General features: G+C 66.4%; 24 protein-coding genes and 1 tRNA gene. 15 read left to right on the forward strand and 10 right to left on the reverse strand.

The features are described 5' to 3' along the window. Positions 1 to 11: 11 nt before the first annotated feature. The 4 genes from HV786_RS19800 (at position 12) to HV786_RS19815 (ending at position 4320) form a co-directional block, all read left to right on the forward strand. Positions 12 to 944, forward strand: a complete 933-nt coding sequence (locus tag HV786_RS19800; RefSeq protein WP_062838505.1) for a LysR substrate-binding domain-containing protein — start codon at positions 12 to 14, stop codon at positions 942 to 944. Positions 945 to 1138: 194 nt separating this feature from the next. Beyond that, positions 1139 to 2077 carry a hydroxymethylglutaryl-CoA lyase gene (locus HV786_RS19805; RefSeq protein ID WP_128829914.1) on the forward strand — a complete coding sequence of 313 codons (939 nt, stop codon included), beginning with the start codon at positions 1139 to 1141 and terminating at the stop codon, positions 2075 to 2077. A gap of 29 nt (positions 2078 to 2106) precedes the next feature. Then, positions 2107 to 3285 carry a CaiB/BaiF CoA transferase family protein gene (locus tag HV786_RS19810; RefSeq protein ID WP_128829915.1) on the forward strand — a complete coding sequence of 393 codons (1179 nt, stop codon included), beginning with the start codon at positions 2107 to 2109 and terminating at the stop codon, positions 3283 to 3285. Positions 3286 to 3354: 69 nt separating this feature from the next. Beyond that, entirely contained in the window at positions 3355 to 4320 is a 966-nt protein-coding gene (locus tag HV786_RS19815) for a Bug family tripartite tricarboxylate transporter substrate binding protein (protein ID WP_128829916.1), read from the forward strand. 59 nt (positions 4321 to 4379) lie between these two features. On the opposite strand, the gene HV786_RS19820 is transcribed toward HV786_RS19815, so the two are convergent. After that, positions 4380 to 4607, reverse strand: coding sequence for a hypothetical protein (locus tag HV786_RS19820; RefSeq protein WP_128829917.1), 228 nt, complete (start codon positions 4605 to 4607; stop codon positions 4380 to 4382). 220 nt (positions 4608 to 4827) lie between these two features. Between HV786_RS19820 and HV786_RS19825 the strand changes: the two genes are divergently transcribed. From HV786_RS19825 to HV786_RS19835, 3 genes are all read left to right on the forward strand, one after another. Further along, the gene (locus HV786_RS19825; RefSeq protein ID WP_175211628.1) at positions 4828 to 5757 is read left to right on the forward strand and encodes an NUDIX hydrolase; all 930 of its coding nucleotides are present in this window, start codon (positions 4828 to 4830) and stop codon (positions 5755 to 5757) included. A gap of 82 nt (positions 5758 to 5839) precedes the next feature. Beyond that, positions 5840 to 6724 carry a carboxylating nicotinate-nucleotide diphosphorylase gene (gene nadC, locus HV786_RS19830; RefSeq protein ID WP_062838512.1) on the forward strand — a complete coding sequence of 295 codons (885 nt, stop codon included), beginning with the start codon at positions 5840 to 5842 and terminating at the stop codon, positions 6722 to 6724. 19 nt (positions 6725 to 6743) lie between these two features. Next, positions 6744 to 7730, forward strand: coding sequence for a tripartite tricarboxylate transporter substrate binding protein (locus HV786_RS19835; RefSeq protein ID WP_175211630.1), 987 nt, complete (start codon positions 6744 to 6746; stop codon positions 7728 to 7730). A gap of 34 nt (positions 7731 to 7764) precedes the next feature. Here the strand turns inward: HV786_RS19835 and HV786_RS19840 are convergent, their stop codons facing one another. Continuing rightward, entirely contained in the window at positions 7765 to 8442 is a 678-nt protein-coding gene (locus HV786_RS19840) for a tellurite resistance TerB family protein (protein ID WP_128829918.1), read from the reverse strand. A gap of 171 nt (positions 8443 to 8613) precedes the next feature. Here HV786_RS19840 and HV786_RS19845 point away from each other — a divergent pair, with 171 nt between their 5' ends. Beyond that, the gene (locus HV786_RS19845; RefSeq protein ID WP_056327870.1) at positions 8614 to 9012 is read left to right on the forward strand and encodes an OsmC family protein; all 399 of its coding nucleotides are present in this window, start codon (positions 8614 to 8616) and stop codon (positions 9010 to 9012) included. A 67-nt stretch (positions 9013 to 9079) separates the two neighbouring features. Here the strand turns inward: HV786_RS19845 and fabI are convergent, their stop codons facing one another. The 3 genes from fabI to gloB all read right to left on the reverse strand — a co-directional run bounded on the left by fabI (position 9080) and on the right by gloB (position 12229). Then, positions 9080 to 9865: an enoyl-ACP reductase FabI gene (gene fabI, locus HV786_RS19850; protein WP_128829919.1), complete on the reverse strand. Its 786-nt coding sequence runs from the start codon at positions 9863 to 9865 to the stop codon at positions 9080 to 9082. 116 nt (positions 9866 to 9981) lie between these two features. Beyond that, complete coding sequence (locus HV786_RS19855; RefSeq protein ID WP_152383359.1) at positions 9982 to 11400, reverse strand: transglycosylase SLT domain-containing protein; 1419 nt, start codon at positions 11398 to 11400, stop codon at positions 9982 to 9984. A 7-nt stretch (positions 11401 to 11407) separates the two neighbouring features. Then, positions 11408 to 12229, reverse strand: a complete 822-nt coding sequence (gene gloB / locus HV786_RS19860; RefSeq protein ID WP_128829920.1) for a hydroxyacylglutathione hydrolase — start codon at positions 12227 to 12229, stop codon at positions 11408 to 11410. Between the two features lie 19 nt (positions 12230 to 12248). Between gloB and HV786_RS19865 the strand changes: the two genes are divergently transcribed. The 7 genes from HV786_RS19865 to HV786_RS19895 all read left to right on the forward strand — a co-directional run bounded on the left by HV786_RS19865 (position 12249) and on the right by HV786_RS19895 (position 19317). Beyond that, positions 12249 to 13028: a class I SAM-dependent methyltransferase gene (locus HV786_RS19865; protein WP_128829921.1), complete on the forward strand. Its 780-nt coding sequence runs from the start codon at positions 12249 to 12251 to the stop codon at positions 13026 to 13028. 50 nt (positions 13029 to 13078) lie between these two features. Continuing rightward, positions 13079 to 13540 carry a ribonuclease HI gene (gene rnhA, locus HV786_RS19870; RefSeq protein ID WP_175211632.1) on the forward strand — a complete coding sequence of 154 codons (462 nt, stop codon included), beginning with the start codon at positions 13079 to 13081 and terminating at the stop codon, positions 13538 to 13540. Between the two features lie 272 nt (positions 13541 to 13812). Further along, the gene (locus HV786_RS19875) at positions 13813 to 14895 is read left to right on the forward strand and encodes an efflux RND transporter periplasmic adaptor subunit (RefSeq protein ID WP_128829922.1); all 1083 of its coding nucleotides are present in this window, start codon (positions 13813 to 13815) and stop codon (positions 14893 to 14895) included. A 30-nt stretch (positions 14896 to 14925) separates the two neighbouring features. Beyond that, positions 14926 to 18024, forward strand: coding sequence for an efflux RND transporter permease subunit (locus HV786_RS19880; RefSeq protein ID WP_128829923.1), 3099 nt, complete (start codon positions 14926 to 14928; stop codon positions 18022 to 18024). A 2-nt stretch (positions 18025 to 18026) separates the two neighbouring features. Further along, on the forward strand, positions 18027 to 18752 hold the full coding sequence (dnaQ, locus tag HV786_RS19885) for a DNA polymerase III subunit epsilon (protein WP_056327877.1): 726 nt from the start codon (positions 18027 to 18029) through the stop codon (positions 18750 to 18752). 61 nt (positions 18753 to 18813) lie between these two features. Continuing rightward, a tRNA-Val gene (locus HV786_RS19890) sits at positions 18814 to 18888 on the forward strand. A 261-nt stretch (positions 18889 to 19149) separates the two neighbouring features. Then, positions 19150 to 19317, forward strand: a complete 168-nt coding sequence (locus HV786_RS19895; RefSeq protein WP_167427935.1) for a hypothetical protein — start codon at positions 19150 to 19152, stop codon at positions 19315 to 19317. Between the two features lie 17 nt (positions 19318 to 19334). Here HV786_RS19895 and HV786_RS19900 read toward each other — a convergent pair whose 3' ends face one another. From HV786_RS19900 to HV786_RS19920, 5 genes are all read right to left on the reverse strand, one after another. Then, positions 19335 to 19802 carry a YaiI/YqxD family protein gene (locus HV786_RS19900; RefSeq protein WP_128829924.1) on the reverse strand — a complete coding sequence of 156 codons (468 nt, stop codon included), beginning with the start codon at positions 19800 to 19802 and terminating at the stop codon, positions 19335 to 19337. 5 nt (positions 19803 to 19807) lie between these two features. Then, a complete protein-coding gene (locus HV786_RS19905; RefSeq protein WP_128829925.1) occupies positions 19808 to 20074 on the reverse strand; it encodes a hypothetical protein in 267 nt (88 codons plus the stop codon). Positions 20075 to 20116: 42 nt separating this feature from the next. Then, positions 20117 to 21613 (reverse strand): TAXI family TRAP transporter solute-binding subunit, encoded by a 1497-nt coding sequence (locus HV786_RS19910; protein WP_128829926.1) that lies wholly within the window; start codon positions 21611 to 21613, stop codon positions 20117 to 20119. 2 nt (positions 21614 to 21615) lie between these two features. Next, a complete protein-coding gene (gene gltS, locus HV786_RS19915; protein WP_128829927.1) occupies positions 21616 to 22824 on the reverse strand; it encodes a sodium/glutamate symporter in 1209 nt (402 codons plus the stop codon). A 169-nt stretch (positions 22825 to 22993) separates the two neighbouring features. Then, positions 22994 to 23521 (reverse strand): GNAT family N-acetyltransferase, encoded by a 528-nt coding sequence (locus HV786_RS19920; RefSeq protein ID WP_175211650.1) that lies wholly within the window; start codon positions 23519 to 23521, stop codon positions 22994 to 22996. Between the last annotated feature and the right edge of the window lie 88 nt (positions 23522 to 23609).

Genomic DNA, 23609 nt, shown 5'->3' on the forward strand with positions numbered 1-23609 from the left:
ACGCTCGTGCCATGACTTTCGACCCGCCGATTCGATCATCCGCGCCTCGCCTGGATCTCTACAGCCTGCAGGTCTTTGTGGCCGTGGTCGAAGAAGGCAGCATTGCCGCGGCCGCCACGCGTGAGCACATTGCGCCTTCGGCGCTGAGCAAGCGGTTGTCTGAATTGGAACGCATCCTGGATGTGGCGCTGATCACGCGGCATGCTCGCGGGGTGGAAGCGACGGGCGCGGGTCACGCGTTGGCGCGGCATGCGCGGGCGCTGCTGCATCAGGCACGCGGCCTCACGGACGAGATCCGGGATTTTTCGTCGGGCGTGCGCGGGCACGTGCGCATTGCGGCCAACCTGTCGTCCATCACGCAGTTTCTGCCGGAAGATCTGCAGCGCTTTCTGGCTCTGCATCCTGGGGTGCAGATCGATCTTGAGGAAAACGTCAGTTCGGCGGTGACGCGCGCGGTGCAGGAAAACGTGAGCGATATCGGCATCTATACCCAGACCGATGACGACAGCGGGCTGCAGAGTTTTCCGTACCGGCGCGATGTGATGACGCTGGTGGTCAACCGGTCTCATCCGCTCGCCGCGCGCGAGCGCGTGGCGTTTGCCGACACGTTGGAATACGACCATGTCGGCATGCACCGGGGCAGCGCCGCGAACTACCTGTTCACGCGCGAGGCGGCGGCCATCAATCGGACGGTGCGGCTGCGATTCCAGGTCACCTCGTACGATGCGCTGGTGTCGATGGTGCGCCGGGAACTGGGCATCGGCATCGTGCCCGTGGAGGCGCTGTCCCTCTTCGATTGCGGCGATCTTAGGATTATCCCTTTGACGGACGCGTGGGCGCGTCGCCAGCTCAAATTGTGCGTGCGCAGCAATGAACCCCTGTCCGGCGCTGCCCGCCTGCTGATGGAGCACCTGCTGCAAGAGGCCGCCGCCTCTGGCAATTGAGGCAGGTCTTTCCGGATTAGGACCCGGATGTTGCGCAGCAAAATCCGGACGGCCAACACAGGCGCCGCCGCGCGCAGCCATCGCGAATGGCGATGCCCCGATGAAGATTCGCGATTTGTGCCGGGGCGGATGACCTCGGAAGATGACTCATCAAGCCCATGGACCGCCCGCCGCGCGGGCGCGAGGAGACAGAAGTGAGCCTTCCAAGCCGAGTGCAGATCGTGGAGGTGGGACTGCGGGACGGACTGCAAAGCGAGCCCGAGTTCGTGCCCACCGACACCAAGGCTGCCATCCTGAACGAATTGATTGCCGCCGGCGTGCGGCACATCGAGGCGACCTCGTTCGTGTCGCCCCGTGCCGTGCCGCAGATGCGCGACGCCGCGGAACTGCTGGCGCTGGCGGACAAGCGGCCTGGCGTGGTGTTGAGCGCGCTGGCGCCGAACCCGCGCGGCGTTGAACGCGCGCTGGCATCGCGTGCCGATGAAGTCGTGGTGTTCCTGTCGGCCAGCGAAAGCCACAACAGAAAGAACCTGAACCGGTCCGTCGAGCAATCGCTGCGCGACATCGAGGACGTGGCGGCGCTGTTAAAGGGCCAACCGATGCGGCGCAAGGGCGCCATCGCGGTGGCCTTCGGTTGTCCATTCGAAGGCGATATCGATATCGCCACGTTAAAGACCATCGTGGCCGAGTTTGCCCGCCTGGATTTCGACGCCGTCACGCTGGGCGACACGACGGGCATGGCGACGCCGCGGCTCGTGCGCAAGACGGTCGACGCGCTGCGCGCCGCGTTTCCGGCCATGGATTTTTCCCTGCACTTTCACAACACGCGCGGCCTCGGGCTGGTGAATGTGGTCGAGGGCCTGCACGCGGGCATCACGTCCTTTGAATCATCGCTGGGCGGCTTGGGCGGCTGCCCGTTTGCGCCGGGGGCGACGGGAAATGTCTGCACCGAAGATACGGTCAATCTGCTGCACGAGATGGACATCGAGACAGGCATTGACCTGGCGGCGCTGATCCAGGCGTCGCGGCATCTTGAAGCGGTGATGAAGCGCCCGTTGTCCGGCCAGGTGATGAAGGCCGGGCCGCGTCTTGCCTTGCACGATTACGACGGCGCCGTGGCCGCCGTCGGCTGATTTCAGAAATCCTAGATTCAAAATAACCCATGCCTTTATCCGGATTCCGCATTCTGGACCTGACCCGCATCATCTCGGGCCCGTTCTGCACGTCACTGCTCGCCGACATGGGCGCAGAGGTCATCAAGATCGAGACGCCGGGCGAAGGCGACCCGGTGCGCGCCCAGGGCGTGATACGCGACGGCCTGAGCTGGTACTTCGCCAACTACAACCGCAACAAGAAATCCGTCACGCTCGACCTGTACAGCGAGGAGGGCAAGGCCGTGCTGCGGCGCCTGATCGCCGAATGCGATGTGATCGTCGAGAACTACCGCCCGGGCGTCATGCAGAAGATGGGCCTGGGAGACGAGGCGCTCAAGGCGCTCAAGCCCGACATCATTCATTGCAGCATCAACGGCTTTGGCACGACGGGGCCTTATCGCGACCGGCCGGCCTTCGATTTCATCGCGCAGGCGATGAGCGGGTTCATGAGCCTGAATGGCGCGGAAAACCAGCCGCCCATGCGCGCGGGTCCGCCCATCAGCGATCTGGTGGCCGGCATGAATGGCGCGCTTGGCATCGTGGCGGCGCTGCTGCGCCGCGAGCGCACCGGCCAGGGCGACAGCGTCAGCGTGAGCCTCCTGGGCAGCATGATCGGCCTCTTGAGCTTTCAGGCGTCGAACTATTTTGCCGACGGCCGGCTGCCGGCGCGTACGGGCAACGATCACGGCATCGCGTCGCCCTACGGGCTGTTCGAGACGGCCGACGGGCAGGTAGCCATCGCGCCCAGCAACGACGTCGTCTATCACAAGCTGCTGGACGCGCTGGAGCTGTCCGAGCTGCGCGCCGACCCGCGCTTTGCGACGAACGCCGATCGCATGCGCAACCGTGCGGCGATCACCGAGGCCATCCAGACGCGCACGCGTCAGCACACCAGCGCCCACTGGATCGAACGGCTGAACCGGTTCGGCGTGCCGTGCGGCCAGGTGCTGAACCTGCAGGAAGTGTTCGAGGATCCCCAGGTGCAGGATCAGCGCATGGCGATCGACGTTCCGCATGGCGGCCACGGCGATGTGCGCATGCTGGGTTTCCCGATCAAGTTTGCGCAGGCCGAAGCCCGGCCCGTGCAACCGGCGCCCGCACTGGGCGCCGATACCCGCGATGTGCTGCTGGAGTTCGGATTTGCGCAGGACGACATTGTTGGATTGCAGGAACGCGGCGTCATCTGAACGCGCCGCGGCAGGACCACCAAGGCGACACCGCCTGCCTATAAAGCAATAACGACGGAGACACATCACATGCTACGCAACCTTCTGCTTTCAGCTTGCGTGCTGGGCGTCGCGGCAGGCGCCCACGCCCAGGAGTCCTACCCGAATCAGCCCATCCGCATCATCGTGCCGTTCACCCCGGGCGGCGGCACGGACTTCCTGTCCCGCACGGTGGCCGCCAAGCTGGGCGAGACCACCAAATGGAACGTGGTGGCCGAGAACCGGCCGGGCGCTGGCGGCACCATCGGCATCGGCGCGGCCGCGCGCGCCAAGCCGGACGGCTACGAGATCGTCATGGGGCAGGTCGACAACCTGGCGGTGGCGCCTTCCATCTACAGCAAGCTTTCGTACGACCCGGTCAAGGACTTTGAGCCGATCGGCATCGTGGGCGAAGCGCCGCTGGTCATCGTGGCCGGCAAGTCCAGCCCCTATCAGACCTTGCAGGCGCTGATCGAAGCGGCCCGCAAGGCGCCCGGCGCAGTCAACTACGGGTCGCCCGGCGCCGGCACCATCACGCATCTGGCTGCCGAACTGCTTCAGCAGCGGGCCGACATCAAGCTGGTGCATGTGCCGTACAAGGGGTCGGGGCCGGCCATGGCCGACCTGCTGGGCGGACAGGTGCCGGTGATCTTCACGTCGATCCCGTCGGCAGCGCCGCAGCTCAAGGCCGGCAGCGCCGTCGCGCTGGCCGTGACCTCGCCGCAGCGCAGCCCGGTTCTGCCCGACGTGCCGACGGTGGCGGAACTGGGGTATCCGAACTTCGACGTGCGGGTCTGGTATGGCTTGCTGGCGCCGGCCAAGACGCCCAAGCCCATCATCCAGACGCTGAACACGGAGCTCAACAAGGTGCTGGCTTTGCCGGCGATGCAGGAGGCCTTGGCTGCTCAGGGCGCGCAGGCCATGCCCACGACGCCGGAGCAGTTCTCGGCGACCATCAAGCAGGACTACCAGAAGTGGAAGCCTGTGATCGAGGGGGCGAAAGTCAAGCTGGATTGATGGGAATGGCTCCGGGTGGCCCAAGGTGGACCCCCGGGCGTCTGAAGGCGGACGACGCCTCAAGGTTTGGGCGTGTCGTACGACGTATCCAGCACGTCGTCTTCCGGCGTGATGACGCCGGGCTCGCCGGGTTCGGCAATGGCGCGGCCGCGGCGGGGCATGCCTGCGACGACCTTGCTTTCGTCGGGCATGGGCAGGGTTTCGGTGCCCTTGCGCGGATTGACGGGGGGCTTCGGTTCGTCAGCAGCCTTGGACGCGGCGTTCGGATCGGGAGAGGTTTTCAACATGGCGATTGCTCCGGCTGCGCGCATGCCAGGATGGCGATGCGCCTGGACATGAACCTATCTTAGAACCGCCGCCGCGGGCAGGCTGCGTTCTGGATGTCACGATTGCAAGGGGCTGTTGCAGGACAACGGCCCCCAAACTTGCCACACTGCATCCTTATAATCCTCACCTTCCCGCCGCCTTGCGCGCGCCGACACTCACACTTCCTTTTCCTCGCCTGCCTTGACCGAATCCGTCGAACGCTCCGTTCATGCTGAACTCGTTGCCGTGCTGGTGGCCGTCACCAACGGCGAGCCGCGCGTGCTGACCACGGACGATGCGCGCGCGTTGCCGGCCGGACCGTTCGAGCTGTCGCATCGCTCGCTGCAGGCCGGTTTGCGCGACTGGGTGGAAGCGCAGACGCACCATCCGCTGGGCTATGTCGAACAGCTTTATACGTTCGCGGACGGCGACCGCTCCGATGAGTCGGGCGGGCGCGTCATCTCGGTCAGCTATCTGGGCCTGACGCGCGAGGCGGGCGAAACGGGCGTCGCGCAGGTCGGATGGCAGGACTGGTATCGCTATTTTCCGTGGGAGGACCGGCGTGCCGGCACCCCCGCGCTGGTGGACGAGGTAATCGTGCCGCGCCTGTCGGCCTGGTGCGAAGACAGTGCGGACGCCTCGGTCCGCGCGCGCCGCCATCAACGCGCAGGCATTACGTTCGGCCTGGACGGCGCCGCGTGGAACGAAGACATGGTGCTGCAACGCTACGAACTGCTGTTCGAAGCCGGGCTGGTGCCCGAGGCGGCGCGGCGCACGGGCGGCCAGGCCGCGGCGCCGGGGCAGCCGATGCGTCACGACCACCGGCGCATCCTGGCCACCGGTATCGCGCGCTTGCGCGCCAAGATCAAGTACCGTCCAGTGGTGTTCGAGCTGATGCCGGACGAGTTCACGCTGTTGCAGTTGCAGATGGCGGTTGAGGCGCTGGCGGGGCGGGGTCTGCACAAGCAGAACTTTCGCCGCTTCATCGAGCAGCAGGACTTGGTGGAAGAGACCGGCGCGATGGCGACCGGGACGGCCGGACGGCCCGCCAAGCTTTTCCGGTTCCGCCGGGATGTCCTGCTGGAGCGCGCCATTGCAGGCAGCAAGCTGCCCGTCTCGCGTGTCGTTTGACGCTTGACAAGGCTTATACTCATATTTAGCATAAATGTTGCGCAAATCTCGCGCGACTTTTTTTACGCTACAAATACTCAAAATGAGCATTAAAGCCGCTGTGCCCGCCGCCGCTGATCGCCTGCCCGTTCCGCCCTTGCCGGACGTCATGCTGGAGCCGCTTGTGCGCGCGGCGCTGCTGGAAGACCTGGGCCGCGCTGGCGACCTGACCACCGACGCCATCGTGCCGGCCGACGCCACCGCCGAAACGCGGCTGGTGGCGCGGCAGGAGGGGGTGCTGGCGGGGCTGGATCTGGCCCGACTGGCGTTCCGGCTGATGGATCCCAGTCTTGCGTTCACAGTGTCTCACCGCGACGGCACTGATCTGGCGCCGGGGATGGAGATCGCACGCATTCAGGGCAATGCCCGCGCGATGCTCAGCGCGGAGCGGGTCGCGCTCAATTTCCTGTGCCACCTGAGCGGCGTGGCGACCGCCACGGCGTCGATTGCGCGTGCGATTGCGGGTTACGGCGCGCGCGTCACGTGCACGCGCAAGACCATGCCGGGACTGCGGGCGGTGCAGAAGTACGCCGTGCGCGTGGGGGGCGGCAGCAATCACCGTCACGGTCTGGACGATGCGGTGCTGATCAAGGACAACCACATCGCGCTGGCCGGAAGCGTGGCGACGGCCGTCGAGCGCGCACGGGCCGGCGTCGGCCACATGGTCAAGATCGAACTGGAGGTCGACACGCTGGAGCAGCTTGAGGTTGCGCTGGCGCTGGGCGTGGACGTGGTGCTGCTGGACAACATGAGTCTGGACGACCTGCGCCGCGCTGTCGCCATGGCACGGGGCCGTGCCATCACCGAGGCCTCGGGCCGCATCACGCCCGACACCGCGGCGGCCGTGGCCGCCACCGGCGTGGACCAGATCGCCGTGGGCTGGCTGACGCACAGCGCCAAGGTGCTCGACATCGGTCTGGACGCCTGAACATTTATCGGCCTGCAAAATGAAACGCCTGCTGCTTTCGTCGCTCTCGCTGCTTACCCTGACTCTGACTGCCTGCGGCAACCCGCCGTCGGGTGAAGCGCCGGCAGACGCATCGTACCCATCGCATCCGATCACGATCGTCGTGACGTTTCCGCCAGGCGGCGGCACCGACCTGCTTGCGCGCCGCCTCGGCGCCAGCCTGCAGGAGTCGCTGGGGCAGCCGGTCGTGGTGGAAAACCGGCCGGGCGCAAGCGGCAACATTGGCGCGCGCATCGTGGCCGAAGCGCCGCCCGACGGCTACACGCTGCTGATGGTGAATAGTTCGTTTGCGATCAACCCCGGCGTCTACCGCAACCTGGGCTTCTCGCCGAAGCGGGATTTTGCGGCGGTCATCAACGTGGCCTTCGTGCCTTCGGTGTTCGTCGTGCCGGCCGCCTCGCCCCTGCGCAACCTGGACGACGTGGTCGCTGCCGCCGTGCCGGACAAGCCGCTGCCCTTTGCCACATGCGGCAACGGCACGCCCCAACATCTGGCGGGCGAGCTGCTCTCTCGCAAGACGGGCGCGGTGATGCAGCAGGTGCCGTACAAGGGCTGCGGCCCGGCGCTGACGGACGTGACGGCGGGCCAGGTGGGCCTCGGGGTGGTGACGGCATCCAGCGCGGCGCCGCTCATTGCGGCCGGCAAGCTGCGCGCGCTGGCCGTGACGTCGCCGGCGCGTTCGCCGCTGATGCCCACGGTGCCGACGGTGGCCGAGCAGGGCGTGTCCGGCTACGCGCTGGATCAGTGGCATGGCCTCTTGACCCCGGCGGCCACGCCGCCCGCAGTGGTCGACAAGCTGAATGCCGCAGTGGCGAAGATCGTGCGGCGGCCGGACGTGCAGGCCGCGCTGCGCGAGCAGGGTTTCACGCCTGCGAGCAGCACGCCGGATGAATTCCAGCGGATGATCGGCGCGGATATCGACCGCTACACGGCGCTGACCGAGGCGATCGGGCTACGGGCGGATTGAGCTGCAACGCCGGCTACAAAGCCGGCGGCGGCGGTCAGGCGGCCGCCTTGGCGTGCTGCTCCAGCTGTTCCTTCAGGCCCGGCTCCAGCTTGAGCTGGCGCGCCAGTTCGTCCAGGTAGGCACGCTCCATGAAGCTTTCCTCGTCCACGATGAGCAGGCTGGCCAGATACATCTCGGCCGCCATTTCGGGCGTCTTGGCCGACTGGGCGATCAGGCTGGGATCCAGGGGGCGCGACAGTTCGGCCTCCAGCCAGCGGCGGTCCTGGGCGTCGGACGACAGCTTGGCCAGTTCCGTTTCCAGCAGGGATTTTTCCTCTGGGCCGATGTGGCCGTCGGCCTTGGCCGCGCCGATCATGGCGGTGAGGACCGCATTGCTGTGCTGTTCGGCTTCCGGAGCCGGCAGGCGGTCCAGCGTCTGCGGCGGCGCGGTAGGCGCGCCGGCCTGCTTGCGCTGCCAGTCGCCGTAGGCGCGATAGGCCAGCGCGCCCAGCGCGGCCATGCCGCCGTACATGGCGACCTTGCCGCCGATCTTGCGGGCCTTCTTGCTGCCCATCAAGAGGCCGAGGGCGCCTGCCCCCAGGGCGCCGCCGCCAAGGCCCGAAAGCAGGGACGAGCCCTTGCCGCCGGTGGCGTTCTGCACGCGGTTCGTGGTGTCGGAAAGCAGCCCTTGTCCGGACTGCAACAGTTGATCGAGTAATTGCCGGGCGCTCATGCGGCCTCCTGTGAATCTGACGGTCAGGGATATCGGACCGTGGCCGCGGCAGGAAGTTCAGCTTTCCGTCAGCCGCGCCATCCGGCCCCGCAAGAGTTCAGCAAGTGCTAAAACCGTCCTGAAGCCGGCCATTCGGCAGTCCCCGGCAATCCCAACCAGGAGAATCAACTCATGAGCATCCGCGTGCGCCAGAATGCGCCCCAGTCCCTGCAGTTCACCGCGACGGCCGAAGGTCACGACCTGCCGCTGGACATGCCCAAGCCGCAGGGGGAGGGGCCGGATCCGCATGATTACTTCGATACGGCGCTGGGCGGTTGCAAGGCGATGACCCTGATGGTCTACGCGCAGCGCAAGGGGCTGCCGCTGGAATCGGTGGGAGTGGAAGTGGTGCGCGATGCCAGCGAGGAACGTCGCGGCATCTACCGGCTGACCGCCAAGCTGACGCTGCACGGCGAGCTGTCCGATGCCCAGATCGACGAATTGCTGGCGGTGGCCGAGAAGTGCCCGATCCACAAGCTGATGACGGCGGTGGACGTGCAGGTGTCCACCCTGATCGTGCGGCCGGACTGAGGAAGGCCGGAGCAGGCGGCGGGGCCGCCTGTGCAAGGCGGGGCGCAGCGCCCCGCCTAAGGAAGTCTTACTCTTCCATGCCCGGGACGATGGTCGAGAAACCGCCGTCCACGTGGGTGATCTCGCCGGTCACGCCGGCGGCCAGATCCGACAGCATGAAGGCCGCGACATTGCCGACGTCTTCGATGGTGATATTGCGGCGCAGCGGCGCCTGGTTCTCGACGAACTTCAGGATGGCCGAGAAGTCCTTGATGCCGCTGGCTGCCAGGGTCTTGATCGGGCCGGCGGAGATACCGTTGGCACGGATGCCGCGCGGGCCCAGCGCGGAGGCCAGGTAGCGCACGCTGGCTTCGAGCGACGCCTTGGCCAGGCCCATCGTGTTGTAGTTCGGGACCACGCGCTCGGCGCCCAGGTAGGTCAGCGTCAGCACCGAGCCGTTGCGGCCTTCCATCAGGGGCAGGGCGGCCTTGGCCATGGCGGCGAAGCTGTAGGCCGAGATGTCGTGGGCGATGCGAAAGCCTTCGCGCGACAGGCCATCCAGGAAATTGCCGGCGATGGCTTCGCGCGGCGCAAAACCGATCGAATGGACCAGGCCGTCCAGGCCGTCCCAGTGCTTGGCCAGTTCAGCAAATGCGCCGTCGATCTGGCTGTCTTCGGCCACGTCGCAGGGCAGCACGATGTTGCTGTTGAATTCGGCGGCAAACTCGCTCACGCGGTCCTTGAAGCGGTCGCCGACGTAAGTGAACGCCAGTTCGGCGCCTTGCTGATGACAGGCGCGCGCGATGCCGTAGGCGATGGAACGGTTGGAAAGCACCCCGGTGACCAGGATGCGTTTGCCGGCAAGAAAGCCCATAGATGTGTCCTTTGATTTTTTCCCTTCTGGAGACCGCCTATTTTAGGGAATTTGGCGGACCAGCGGGCGAGCGGCGCGGCCCCCGTGCCGGGGCGCCGCGCCGTACGTGGCGGGTGTCAGCCGCGCGCGTTCGTGCCAGGCACGCGCAGCTGCGTGCCGATCTTCAGGGCGCTGCCCTTGATGTTGTTGAGCGCGCGCAGCGCGTCGACGGTGGTGCCGTACTGTTTGGCCAGCGAGAACAGGGTGTCGCCCTGGCGGACCTTGTGGCTGCGCACGTTGGGGCGGGCGCTGGAGACGCGCACGGCGGGCGCCTGCGCGGCGCGGCCACGCGGCGCGGCGGCCTTGTTGTCTTGCGGGGCCGAGTCCAGCGCGCCCACCGGGGGCGCCAGCGACGCGATCTGCACGCCGCCCGTGCCGGGGTCGCCCGGTACCAGCAGCGCCTGGCCGTTAGCGGCCTTCTGGCGGCGGCTGATGTCGTTGGTTTCGCGCAGGGTGGCTTCGGACACGCCAAACCGCTTGGCGATGGACGCGTAGGATTCGCCGCGGCGCGAGTGGTAGACCTTCCAGGCGGACAGGTCGCCCTTGTAGTTGGTGAGATTCGCGTTGAAGATCTCGACGCGGTCGGCCGGCAGCAGCAGGGTGGGGCCGTGGTCGCCGCGGATGACCGGGCGGTTGAACGAGGGGTTCAGGGCCTTGAACTCGTCCAGCGGCATTTCGGCCAGCTTGGCGGCGATTTCCAGGTCGATGTCGCTGTTCTTTTGCACCGTCACGAAGTACGGCGTGTTGCCGACGGGCGGCAGCGCCACCGCATAGCGCTGCGGATCGGCAATGATGTTCTTGATGGCCTGCAGCTTGGGCACGTAGTTGCGGGTCTCGTCCGGCATGTTCAGCGACAGGTAGTCGGTGTTCTGGCCGGCGGCCTCGTTCTTGGCCATGGCGCGCTGCACCGAGCCTTCGCCCCAGTTGTACGAGGCCAGGGCGAGGTACCAGTCGCCCTGCATTTCAAACAGCTTTTCCAGGTAGTCCAGCGCCGCGTTGGTCGAGGCGATGGGATCGCGGCGTTCGTCGCGCCACCAGTCCTGCTTGAGGTTGAAGTGCTGGCCCGTGGCCGGCACGAACTGCCACAGGCCCGAGGCCTGCGCGCGCGACAGCGCGGTCGGGTTGTACGCGCTTTCCACGAAGGGCAGCAGCGCCAGCTCGGTTGGCAGGCCGCGGCGGTTGATCTCGTCAACGATGAAGTACAGATATTTGCCGGCGCGCTCGGCCATGCGCTGCACCGCCTCGGGGTGGGACGCGTAGTAGTCGGTCCACTGCTTGGAGAGGTCGGTGTTCAGGTTGGGGATGGCGAAACCGCGGCGGATGCGGTCCCACGCGTCAGCCGGCGGGTTGGTCAGGTCGATCGTGCGGGACGTGTCCCGGGCAATGTATCGGCCTTGGGAATTGGTGGTGAGGTTCTTGCTATCGGGGGCTTTGGTTCCTGCGCAACCGGCGAGGACTGCCAGCATGAGCGGCAGAAGGAGTCGGGATAGATTCATCAGGTGGTCACTTGAAATCGTTCTTCCATTCACGAAGGGAGGCAAAGACCTCTACCGGCGTAGTCTGGCTGCGTCCGGCCCAACTTGCTGCGGACTGGACGACGTCGGGCTGCTGTGTGCGCAAGAACGGATTGGTCGCGCGTTCCTGACCGATGGTCGAAGGAAGCGTGGGGTGTCCTTCCGCGCGTAATTGCTGGGCCCGCAGATGCCACGTTTGCAGGTCGCGGTTGGCCGGTTCGACGGCCAATGCCCAGCGAAGGTTCGCTAGAGTGTACTCGTGTGCGCAAAAAACTTTTGTATCTGGCGGTAAAGAGGAAAATTTTTCCAAGGAATCAAACATTTGCGCGGGTGTGCCCTCGAAAAGCCGGCCACAGCCCCCCGCGAAAAGCGTGTCGCCACAGAACAGCGCGTGGTCGACGCCGGCCGCGCGGCCCGCGTAGGCAATGTGGCCCGCCGTATGGCCCGGAACGTCCAGCACCGACAGGTCCAGATCCAGTTCCGGCAGCGTCACGCGGTCGCCTTCGGCCAGCCGGACATCACATCGCGGCAGCTTTTCGCGCGCCGGACCATATACGGTGATGCCCTCGATGCGGGACAATTCCAGCACGCCTCCCACATGGTCGCCGTGGTGGTGCGTGAGTAGAATGGCGCGCAGCTTCAAGCCTTGCTGATCCAGAAACCGCAAGACGGGTCCGGCTTCGCCGGGGTCCACGACCGCCACCTGGCCGTCGCGGACGATCGCCCAGATGTAGTTGTCGGAAAAGGCTGGCAAAGGCAAGACCGCGGCGTTGCGATCGCGGCCGCCTGCGGGGGCGGTCAAGGCTTGCATGGGATTCGAAGGAAAAAACGTGGCAGAAGAAACTCCGCCGATTGTAGAACTGGCCGAATGGTTCCAGACGCCGCCGGGCCAGTACGTGCTGGCCTGGGAGCGCGCCCAGTTCGACGCGGCCGTCGCGGATGTCTTCGGATATTACGCCTGGCAGGTCGGCCTTGCCGACCTGAACCTGTTAGGGGCCAACCGGATGCCGTTCAAGGGCTACGTGGGCACCGAGACCCCGGCGCCGGAAAGCCTGCCGGGCTGGCAGTCGCGCGTGGTCGTCGCGCAGCCGGAGGCCCTGCCGTTCGAATCCCAGAGCGTGGACCTTTTGATCCTGCCGCACACCTTTGAACTCACGCCCGACCCCCACAACGTGCTGCGCGAGGTCGAGCGCGTCCTCGTCCCCGAGGGCCGTGTCGTCATTTCGGGGTTCAACCCCTGGAGCATGTGGGGCGCGCGCACCCGCATGCCGGGCATGGAGCCCTGGCTGCCGCAGCCGCCGTCGTCGCAGGTGTCGCTGGCGCGGCTCAAGGACTGGTTCAAGCTGCTGTCGCTGGAGGTCGATGAAAGCCAGTTCGGTTGCTACGCGCCGGCCTGCCGCAGCGAAAAATGGCTGGAGCGCTGGAGCTTCCTGGAATCGGCCGGCGCCCGCTGGTGGAGCCTGGGCGGCGCCGTCTACATGGTCTCGGCGGTCAAGCGCGTGACCGGCATGCGTATCATCGGGCCTGCCTGGAAGACCAAACCCAAGCGCGCCCGCGCTGCCTCGGTGGTGGTCAACCGCCAGGCGGACGATGGCTTTGACCCCTCCTGAGCCGCCGGGCCCGCCTCACATTGCAAGCACAAGGACACGCACGCAGCACCATGCAGGACAACAAAACGAACGACCAGAAAGTGGAAATGTGGACCGACGGCGCCTGCAAGGGCAATCCAGGGCCCGGCGGCTGGGGCGTGCTGATGCGCGCCGGCGCGCACGAAAAGACGCTGCATGGCGGCGAGCTCCAGACCACGAATAACCGGATGGAACTGCTGGCGGTCATCGAAGGCCTGCGCGCCCTCAAGCGCCCGTGCGTCGTCACGATCCACACCGACTCGCAATATGTCATGAAGGGCATGACCGAGTGGCTGGCCAACTGGAAACGGCGCGGCTGGATCACCGCCGAGAAAAAGCCTGTCAAGAACGCCGAGCTCTGGCAGGCGCTGGATGAACAGGTCCAGCGCCACACGGTGTCCTGGCGCTGGGTCCGCGGGCACGCGGGCGACCCCGGCAACGAGCGCGCCGACCAGCTGGCCAACATGGGCGTGGACGTCGCGCGCCGCGCTTGACGCGGCAGGCTCCGCCCATTGGGCGGCTGTCCGGGTCGGGCACGTCGCGGCAGGACCCCGAACACCTGCCCTGCGCCTGGTCCAGCCGCTCCACGGCATCCGGATATACCCTCGAATTCGCCGGCCAGGGCAGATTTAGTTCTTTCATCGCGCTTCAGGATTGTTCCAGTATGTAAATCCGGGTGCTAAAGTGCCAACCCTTCCTCCAGTTCCTGCGGCGACGTCCGAGTGGGGCATGCCCGGTCCGCGCCGCAACACCGCCACTTTCGCGCATGAAAAAAGCTGTACTGCTGGCCGCCGTCGCGGCAGGGTTGGCCGCTGGGGCCGCGCTCGGCGTATTTGTGCCGCGCTGGCTGGCGCCGGCCGCACCCCCTGCCCAGGCTTCCGCCAAACCTCAATCCGCTCCCGCCGCGCCTGCCCGTGTCGCCGTGGCCGCCGTCCAGGAAGTGCCTTTCGCGCGCGGTCTGTCGGCCGTCGGCAGCCTGCGCTCCGATGAGTCCGTCGTCCTGCGCCCCGAAGTGGCCGGACGCATCCAGGCCATTGATTTCAAGGAAGGCCAGCCCGTCAAGCAGGGCCAGCTTCTCATCCGCCTGGACGACTCCGTGCCGCGCGCTGAATTGGCGCAGGCGCGCGCCAACCTGACGCTGGCGCAAAGCCATTACCGCCGCGCCGTCGAACTGCAGGGCAAGGGCTTCGTCAGCCAGCAGGCGCGCGACGAGTCGGCCAGCACGCTAAAGGTGCAGGAGGCCGCCGTGGCGCTGGCGCAGGCCAGGCTGGACAAGATGACCATTTCCGCGCCCTTTGCCGGCATTGTCGGACTGCGTAGCGTGTCGGTGGGCGATTACGTCAACCAGGGGCAGGACCTGGCGCCCCTTGAGGCCATCGATCCGCTCAAGGTGGATTTCCGCGTGCCCGAGATGTACCTGAGCAAGGTGCGCGTCGGACAGCAACTGACGCTGCGCATGGATGCGCTGCCCGGCCAGGAGCGCCGCGGACTGGTCTACGCGGTCAGCCCGCTGGTCGACGCGGGCGGCCGGTCCATCCTGCTGCGCGCCACGGTTGCCAATCAGGACGGCGTGCTGCGCCCCGGCATGTTCGCCCGCGTGCAACTGCTCTTTAACGAAGACAAGGCGCTGGTCGCGCCAGAGGCCGCGCTATCGCCGTCGGGCGAAACGCAGTACGTTTACCGGGTCGAGAACGGCGTGGCGCATCGGCGCGAAGTGACCATCGGCGAACGCCGCGAGGGCCGCGTCGAGATCCTGACCGGCGTCGCCCTGAACGACATGCTGGTGGTCTCGGGCCTGCAGCGCGTGACGGACGGCGCGCGCGTGACCATCGTGAGCAACGGCCCATAGCCGGCCCTTCACCCTTTCAGCGATAGCGCCATGCGTATCTCGGAAACCTGTATCAAGCGCCCGGTGTTCGCGTCGGTCCTGTCGCTCATCATCGTGCTGATCGGCCTGATCTCGTATTCGCGCCTGACGGTGCGCGAGTACCCGAAGATCGACGAGCCGATCGTGTCGGTGGACACCACGTACAAGGGCGCCTCGCCGGAGGTGATCGAGTCGCAGGTGACCAAGCCGCTGGAAGACCAGCTGGCCGGCATCGAAGGGGTCAACGTGATGACCTCGCGCAGCCGCTCCGAGCGCAGCCTCATCAACATCAAGTTCAACCTCTCGCGCGACCCCGACGCGGCGGCGGCCGAAGTGCGCGACAAGGTCTCGCGCGCGCGGCGCTTCCTGCCCGACGAGATCGACGAGCCGATCATCGGCAAGGTCGAGGCCGATTCCCAGCCCATTATCTACATCGCCGTGGAGTCGGGATCGTTCTCGGCGATCCAGACCTCCGACTACATCAACCGCTACATCAAGACCCGCCTGTCGGTGCTGCCCGGGGCGGCCGAAGTGCGCGTCTTTGGCGAGCGCCTGCCGTCCATGCGCATCTACGTCGATCGCGACAAGCTGGCGGCGTACGGATTGACGGTGCAGGACGTGGAAGCCGCGCTGCGCAGCCAGAACGTCGAAATTCCGGCGGGCCGCATCGAGTCGCGGGCACGGGAGTTCTCGGTGGTGTCGGCCACCGACCTGCAGACGCCCGCCCAGTTCGAGGACGTGATCGTTGCCAACGTGAAGGGCTATCCGGTGCGGATGCGCGACGTCGCCAAGGTCGAGATCGCGGCCGCCAACGACCGGATCCTGTCCCGCTTCAACGGCAAGCCCGCCATCAACATCGGCATCACGCGCCAATCCACCGCCAACCCCCTGGAATTGTCCAAGGCCGCCCGCCAGGAGGTCGAGCGGCTGAACGAGACCCTGCCGGCCGGCATGAAGCTGAACATCGCGTACGACTCGTCGGTGTTCATCGAGCGCTCCATCGATTCCGTGTTCCACACCATCATCGAAGCCATCGTGCTGGTGGTGCTGGTGATCTTCTTCTTCCTGCGCAACCTGCGCGCCAGCATCATTCCCATCGTCACCATCCCGGTGTCGCTGGTGGGCGCCTGCGCGCTGATGTATCTGTTCGGCTTTTCGATCAACACGCTGACGCTGCTTGCCATGGTGCTGGCGATCGGGCTGGTGGTGGACGACGCCATCGTGGTCCTGGAGAACATCTACCGGCACATCGAGGACGGCATGCCGCGCAAGGAAGCCGCGCTGCGCGGCTCGAAGGAGATCGGCTTCGCGGTGGTCGCCATGACCATGACGCTGGTCACCGTGTATGCGCCGCTGGCGTTCGCCACCGGGCGCACCGGGCGGCTGTTCATCGAGTTCGCCCTGGCGCTGGCGGGCGCGGTGCTGGTGTCGGGCTTCGTGGCGCTGACCCTCACGCCCATGATGTGTTCGGTGCTGCTGCGCCACCAGACCAGCCACAACCGCTGGTACAACCTGATTGAAGGCTGGCTGAACGGCCTGAGCAACGGCTATCGCCGCATGCTGGGCGCCTCGCTGCGGCATCGCTGGATCGTCGTCGTGATCGGGCTGGCCGTGGCGGCAGGCAGCGGCGTGCTGTTCAAGGTGGTCAAGAGTGAACTGGCGCCGGTCGAGGACCGCGGCGTGGTCTTCGGCCTCGTCAGCTCGCCCGAAGGCGCCACGCTGAATTACACCCTGGACAGCATGCTGGGCATTGAAAAGTTCTATGCCGACATCCCGGAAGCCAGCGGCAGCCAGGTCACGGTGGGCTTTCCCACGGTCACTGACGGCACCGCGATCCTGCGCCTGAAGCCCTGGGAAGAGCGCGAGCGCAAGCAGCAGGCCATCACCCAGCAATTGCAGCCGCAGTTCGCCTCGCTGCCGGGCGTGCGCGCCTTCCCGACCAATCCGCCGTCGCTGGGCCAGTCGGCCCGTTCCAAGCCGGTGGAATTCATCATCATGAGCCAGGCCTCGTACCAGGAGCTGTCGCGGCTGACCGAGATCTTCCTGGCCGAGCTGCGCAAGTATCCGGGCCTGCTGAACCTGGACACCGACCTGCGCCTGAACACGCCGGAGCTGCGCGTGCGCGTGGACCGCGACAAGATGGCCGACGTGGGCGCCAACGTGGACGTGGTGGGCCGCACGCTCGAATCGATGCTGGGCGGCCGCCAGGTCACCCGCTACAAGGACGAGGGCGAGCAGTACGACGTAATCGTGCAGGTGACGCCGCGCGACCGCGCCAATCCCACAGACATCTCGGGCATCTATGTGCGCGCGCGCGACGGCAGCATGGTCCAGCTGGACAACCTGCTGGGCGTGCACGAAGGCGTGTCGCCGCAGTCGCTGAACCACTTCAACCGCCTGCGGGCCGTGAAGATCGACGCGGCGGTGGCGCCCGGCTATGCGCTGGGCGAGGTGCTGGACCACATGCACCAGGTGGCGCGCGAGGTCCTGCCCAACACGATCATCACGGACCTGGACGGCCAGTCGCGCGAATTCCGCGATTCGTCGGGCAGCATCTACCTGGTCTTTGCGATGGCGCTGGCCTTCATCTACCTGGTGCTCGCGGCGCAGTTCGAAAGCTGGCGCAACCCGTTCATCATCATGCTGTCGGTGCCGCTGTCCATGACGGGCGCCTTGCTTGCCCTGTGGCTGACGGGCGGCACGCTGTCCATCTACAGCCAGATCGGGCTCATCACGCTGGTCGGCCTGATCACCAAGCACGGCATCCTGATCGTGGAATTCACGAACCAGCTGCGCGACGAGGGCAGGGAACTGTTCGAGGCCGTGGTCGAAGCCAGCGTGCTGCGGCTGCGCCCAATTCTGATGACGACCGGCGCCATGGTGCTGGGCACCGTCCCCCTTGCGCTGTCCACGGGCGCGGGGGCGGAATCGCGCCAGCAGATCGGCTGGGTTCTGGTGGGCGGGCTGTTGCTGGGTACACTACTGACCTTGTTCGTCGTGCCGGTGGCCTACACGCTGATTGCCACCGCACGCAAGAAGGCAGGCACCTCCGGCAGCCAGGCGCATTCCGCGCCCACGCCGCCCGCCTCGCAGCCCCAAGCGTCGGAATAGTTATGCGCCAGATCATCTTTGACACGGAAACCACCGGACTGGACCCAGCACAGGGTCATCGCATCGTCGAAATCGGCTGCGTTGAAATCGTCAATCGCACGCCGACCGGCAACAACCTGCACATCTACCTGAACCCGGACCGCGACAGCGATCCCGAGGCGCTGGCGGTGCACGGGCTGACCACCGAGTTCCTGTCGGACAAGCCGCGCTTTGCCGAAGTCGCGGACGAATTCGTCAAGTTCATCCAGGGCGCCGAACTGATCGCGCACAACGCCGCGTTCGACGTGAAGTTCTTCAACGCCGAACTCGCAAAGATCGGCCGCGGTCCCATCACCGAATTCTGCGAGACCGTCACCGACTCGCTGCTGCACGCCCGGTCGCTGTTCCCGGGCAAGCGCAATTCCCTGGATGCGCTGTGCGACCGCTTCGGCATCTCGAACGCGCACCGCACGCTGCACGGCGCATTGCTGGACTCGCAGCTTCTGGCTGAAGTCTGGCTGGCGATGACGCGTGGCCAGGATGCGCTGCTCATCGATGTGGACGACAGCGCCGGCGCCAGCGGCGGCGGCATGGTGCTTGCCCGGTTCGATGCCTCGGGTCTGCCGGTCATCACGGCCAGCGCCGAAGAGCTTGCCGAACACGAGGCTTACCTTGCCGCGCTGGACAAGAGCGTGGGCGGCGAATGCGTGTGGCGCAAGGTCGATGCGCCTGTCGCGGCAGCCGCCTAAGAAGTTATCAGAGGCGACTTGCACACGTTTAAAAATTCGTGCTATTATTTCGCCTCTTTCGGGGTGGTTAGCTCAGTGGTAGAGCACTGCCTTCACACGGCAGGGGTCACTGGTTCGAACCCAGTACTACCCACCAAAGACCTTCCAAGGCGCTCAAGCCTTTGAAGTGCCCCAAAAGACAATGGCCAGTTCGCAGCAGGTTTTTCGCGATGCAGGTCTTGTTCTTCGGGCAGCAAGCAAAAAGCCAACCTTCATCGGTTGGCTTTTTTGTTTTTGATTCATTACTCTTTCTCTGATCTGGCGCAACCCGGCAGTACCCCGGTTGCGCCAAGCCTGTTCCACGCCTGTCTATCATCAATAAATCGGCGATTGACTGCCAAGCAAACAGGAGAAGGCCATGAGTCCGCACACCAATACCATGCTCATCATCATTTGCACGGGCGTGGCGCTCATGTTGATCGGCTTCGGGTTTCGTGACCGTAATCTCGGCATGACCCTGATGGGCCTTGGCCTGGTCACCGCCATCGGCGCGATCATCTACAAGGCCTACATCACCTTTTCTTGACGCCGCCGCAGGCGGCTTCAGCTTTTTTGCGCCTGCTGCCGGGCCACGCGCGCAAGCAGCGTGTCCAGCTGGTTTGCAAACGCCTTGCGGTCGGACTGGCTGAAGGACGACGGGCCGCCCGTGTCCACGCCGCTGGCGCGCAGTTCCTCCATCATGTCCCGCAGCGCCAGCCGTTCGCGGATGGTCTCCGTCGAATAGCGCTCGCCGCGGGGATTGATCGCCATGGCGCCTTTCTCAAGCACCTGCGCGGCCAGCGGTATGTCGCCGGTGATGACGAGATCGCCTTGTTCCGCGCGCTCCACGATGTGCGCGTCGGCCACGTCAAAGCCGCGCGGCACCTGCACGGCACGGATCAGCGGCGATGGCGGGGTGTAGAGCGGCTGATTGGCCACCAGCGTCAGCGGCATCTGCCAGCGCTGCGCGGCGCGAAAGAGGATGTCCTTGATGACGGCGGGACAGGCGTCCGCGTCGACCCAGATATGCATCGCGCTTACGCGCCCAGCGCTTTCTCAAGCGCCTCGGCCACGAGGTCATTGGTCGACACGCCGCGTTCGGCGGCGGCGGCGCGCAGCTTGTCAGCCTGCGCCTGCGACAACTTCAGGGGGAAGGGGACCAGGCCGGCGGCCTGATCCAGCTTGCGCTGTTCGCGGCGGTCGGGCACCTGGGAGGCGGTGCCGAAGCGGTCCGGCGTGGCCGATTGCTTGAGTTGGCCGGCCAGCTTCAGGGCCTGGTTCTTTTGGAGGTCGAATTTGTTCATCGGATTTCCTGATAGGGAGCGCCATCATAGACGCAACCCGGCTCAGCGCGGTTTGGCGTGCTCCAGTTGGGCGATGCCTTCCTCTGCGCCGTCGTGCAGCGGCACGCTCAGGCCAAGCCGGGCGGTGGCCGCAGACACCTGCGAACCCTGTGTCGAACCGGCCGCCAGCAGGTCCTGCCCGGCCTGGTAGACGGCACGCACCACGACAAGCGCTTCGTCGCGCGTGAGGTCGGTGGTGGTCAGCATCAGCGCCGCCACCCCCACCGTCGGAATGCGCTGCGCCTGATTGGGGTAGGTGCCGGCCGCGATGTCCAGCGGCATCAGCACGCTATCCCCGGAAGTGAGCGTCTTGATGGCGTCCGGGTCCAGCGGCAGCAGCTTGAGCTGCGCGGGAATCAGCGCATCGCGCAGCGGCGTGGCCGGTACGCCGATCACCTGGGCCGCGGCGTCGACCGTGCCAGCATGCAGGAGCGGCAGGGCGGCGACGAAAGGCGAGTCCGACACCTTGTAATCGCGGCCCGCCTGCAGACCATGCGCCGCCAGCACGGTTTGCAGCGTCTCGCGCACGGCCGATCCTTCCGGCCCCAGCGCGATCGTCTTGCCCTTCAGGTCCCGCACGCCGCGCAGCGCGGGGTCGTCGCGCACGACGATATGGACCAGTTCCGGGTACAGGCTGCCCAGGGCACGCAGACCGGGGAAGGGGCCTTGCCCCGCAAAGGGGCCCGCGCCTTCATAGGCCAGCCGCGCCGTGTCCGCCTGGGCCAGGCCGACCACGGCGTCGCCGCTGCGCAGGAGCGCAATGTTGTCGGCCCCGCCGCCGGTGATAAGCGGCGACACCCGGATCTGGCGTTTTCGGGCGACGTCGCTCAGGGCGCGCGCAAACGCCAGGTATTCGCCGCGGTCCGGGCCGCCGGCCAGCGGGTAACCCTGCTGCAGCCGGGACAGGCGGCCGTTGATGCGCGCCACCGAGCGTTCCAGCTCCTGCTGCACGACGTGCTGGGCGGTGCTGGAGGCGCTGTAGGTCACCGAATGCGTGATCTGGTCCAACGTGTCCAGCAACTGGCGCGTGACCGGGGGCGGCGCGCCGGTGTCCAGCGACGGCGCTTCGGCCGCCTTGAAGCCTGCCGGCGTCACCAGCTTCCACGCCCCGCCGTCTTCGCGGTAGATGGCGCTGGCATGGGCGATGATGCGATCTCCGGCCTTGTTGCCGCCGGACTTCACGCCGCTGATGCTGCGCGGGCCCGCGCCCAGCAGCGTCACCAGCGACGCCGCGCCGGGCTGGTCCCACGCGCCCAGCGAAATGTCGCGGGTCAGTTCCAGGTCGACGTCGTAATACACCACGCGGCGGGTTTCGCCGGCTGGCGCGGTGCTGTCCGTGGCCGATCCCATTCGCTTGAGATTGGCGATGCGAAACAGGTCCTGCCCATAGGTGGCTTCCAGGCTGCGCGTGACGTCGGCGCGCAAGGCGTCAGCATCGGGTGCGCGGCCGCAGGCGGCCAGCATCGCGCACAGCAATACCATCAAAAGTTTCTTGAACATGGCTACATTCCTCCCACGAATGGCAAGGAAATCAGCGAGCTCAGGACGATCACGTTCAGGATGTCCACCAGGAAGGCCCCGGTGACGGGGACCACGATGAACGCTTCCGGCGCCGGGCCGTGGCGGCGCGTGAGGGCCTGCATGTTGGCGATGGCGGTGGCCGTGGCGCCCATCGCGAAGCCGCAGAAGGCGGCGGACATGATGGCCGCCTCGTAGTCGCGCTTGAGCAGCCGGAACACCACCCACGCGGCGTAGAGCGCGCACACCAGCGTCTGGACGGCCAGCATCAGCGCCAGCGGGCCGGCCAGCCTCGCGACGCTGGACAGGTCCAGCGTCATCATCGTCATGCCCAGGAACAGCGACAGCGAGATCGTGCCGATGATCTCGGTGGCCCGGTCGTCGAGCCGGATGCCGACCAGCGGACCCGCATTGCGGATGAGCACGCCGGTGGCCAGGCACCACAGGAAGTTGGGCAGGCTGACGGGCGCGTCTTCAACCAGCGCCGCCAGGACGCCGCCGACCACCAGGCACACGAACGCCGCGGTCATGGACAGGATGAACGTCCCGGCCGTGGGCGGCTGCTGGTCTTCGTTCAGGTCGGCGGGCTGGTCGCCTTGAGCCGCGGTATGGTCAAGGCTGCCCGACACCTTGTGGCGGCGCATGATCCATTCCGCCACGGGCCCGCCCACGATGCCGCCCAGCACCAGGCCCAGCGTCGCGGCCGTCATGGCCAGTGGCATGACGTCCTGGATGTTGTTGAAGTCGGCAAAGCGTGTCGCGTAAGCCGCGCCCGTGCCGTGTCCGCCCACCAGGGTGATCGTGCCGCCCAACAGTCCCATGAGCGGGTGCATGTCCAGCAGCCAGGCCATGCCCAGGCCCACGGCATTCTGCAGAACCAGAAAGGGGATCAGCGCCAGCAGAAAGGCAATGAGACGGGGCCCGCCCCGGGCCAGCAGCTTCAAGTTGGCGGTCAGCCCGATGCAGCCAAAGAACAGCAGCAGCAGCGTGGGCTTGATGCTGGTTTCCAGCGAAACGGCGACGCCGCCCCAGGTGGACAGCAGGTAGGCCAGCACGGCGAACAATAGCCCGCCCACGATGGGGTCCGGAATGCTGTAGCGCGCCAGGACGCCGATGCGCGTGGTCATGACGCGTCCGATGACGAGCACGAGGCAGCAGGCGAGAAGGGATTGGACGGGCGAAAGGGAGATCATATGAACCTTCGCGCCCCGCCGGGGCGCAGCAAGCCAGACTGTTCAAACCGATTTCAAGCCGTAATCAAACCGCGTTTTCAGACCGTTCTGCCGCCGCATCGTGTGCGGACTGCGGACCTATCTTACGTCCGGCAAAGCGTGGCTGTACACGTTTTGAAAGACGGCTCGATCAGGCGCGCAAGGGGGGTGAGGCCGGGAAGGGAAAGGCGCGCGACATGTAACTGGCGCCTGCGCCATAGCCGGCGAGTTTCTCGGCCAGGCCGGGAGGCTGCGGGGCAAGCGGCGCATACCCATGCCGCAGCCAGTAGCTCGCCGCAGACGCCAGGGATACCAGGCTGGCGCGCGTCAGGCCGTTTTCCACGGCGCGCGCGGCGGCGGCGCCCACCAGCGCCTGGCCCACGCCCAAGCCCTGCGCCGCCGGCACGACTGCGCAGTCATGCAGGAACCAGTGATCGGCCTGCGGCGGCAGCGCGGAAAGCGGCACATCCAGGGCGGGCGGCAGGCCCGCGTCCCAGGGATAGGAAATCAGATAGCCCAGCAGCGCGCCGGATTCGCTTGGCGCATCCGGCTGGGCAACCCAGCAATAGTGCGGCGCAAGCGCGAGGCGGTTCAGGAAAAAGCCGGCGCCCTCCAGCAGGAACCGCGGATAGGCGAGGGCTTGGGCCTGGAGGATGGCGTCCACATCGCTGGCCAGCATGGGACGGACTTGATATTGCATGACGTGTCGAAGCCTGAAAACTGCCCGCCATTGTAACGATCGGGGGCGCGCCGGCATTTCATGAAAA

The sequence above is a fragment of the Achromobacter mucicolens genome (assembly GCF_902859725.1).
Taxonomy (GTDB): domain Bacteria; phylum Pseudomonadota; class Gammaproteobacteria; order Burkholderiales; family Burkholderiaceae_B; genus Achromobacter; species Achromobacter mucicolens.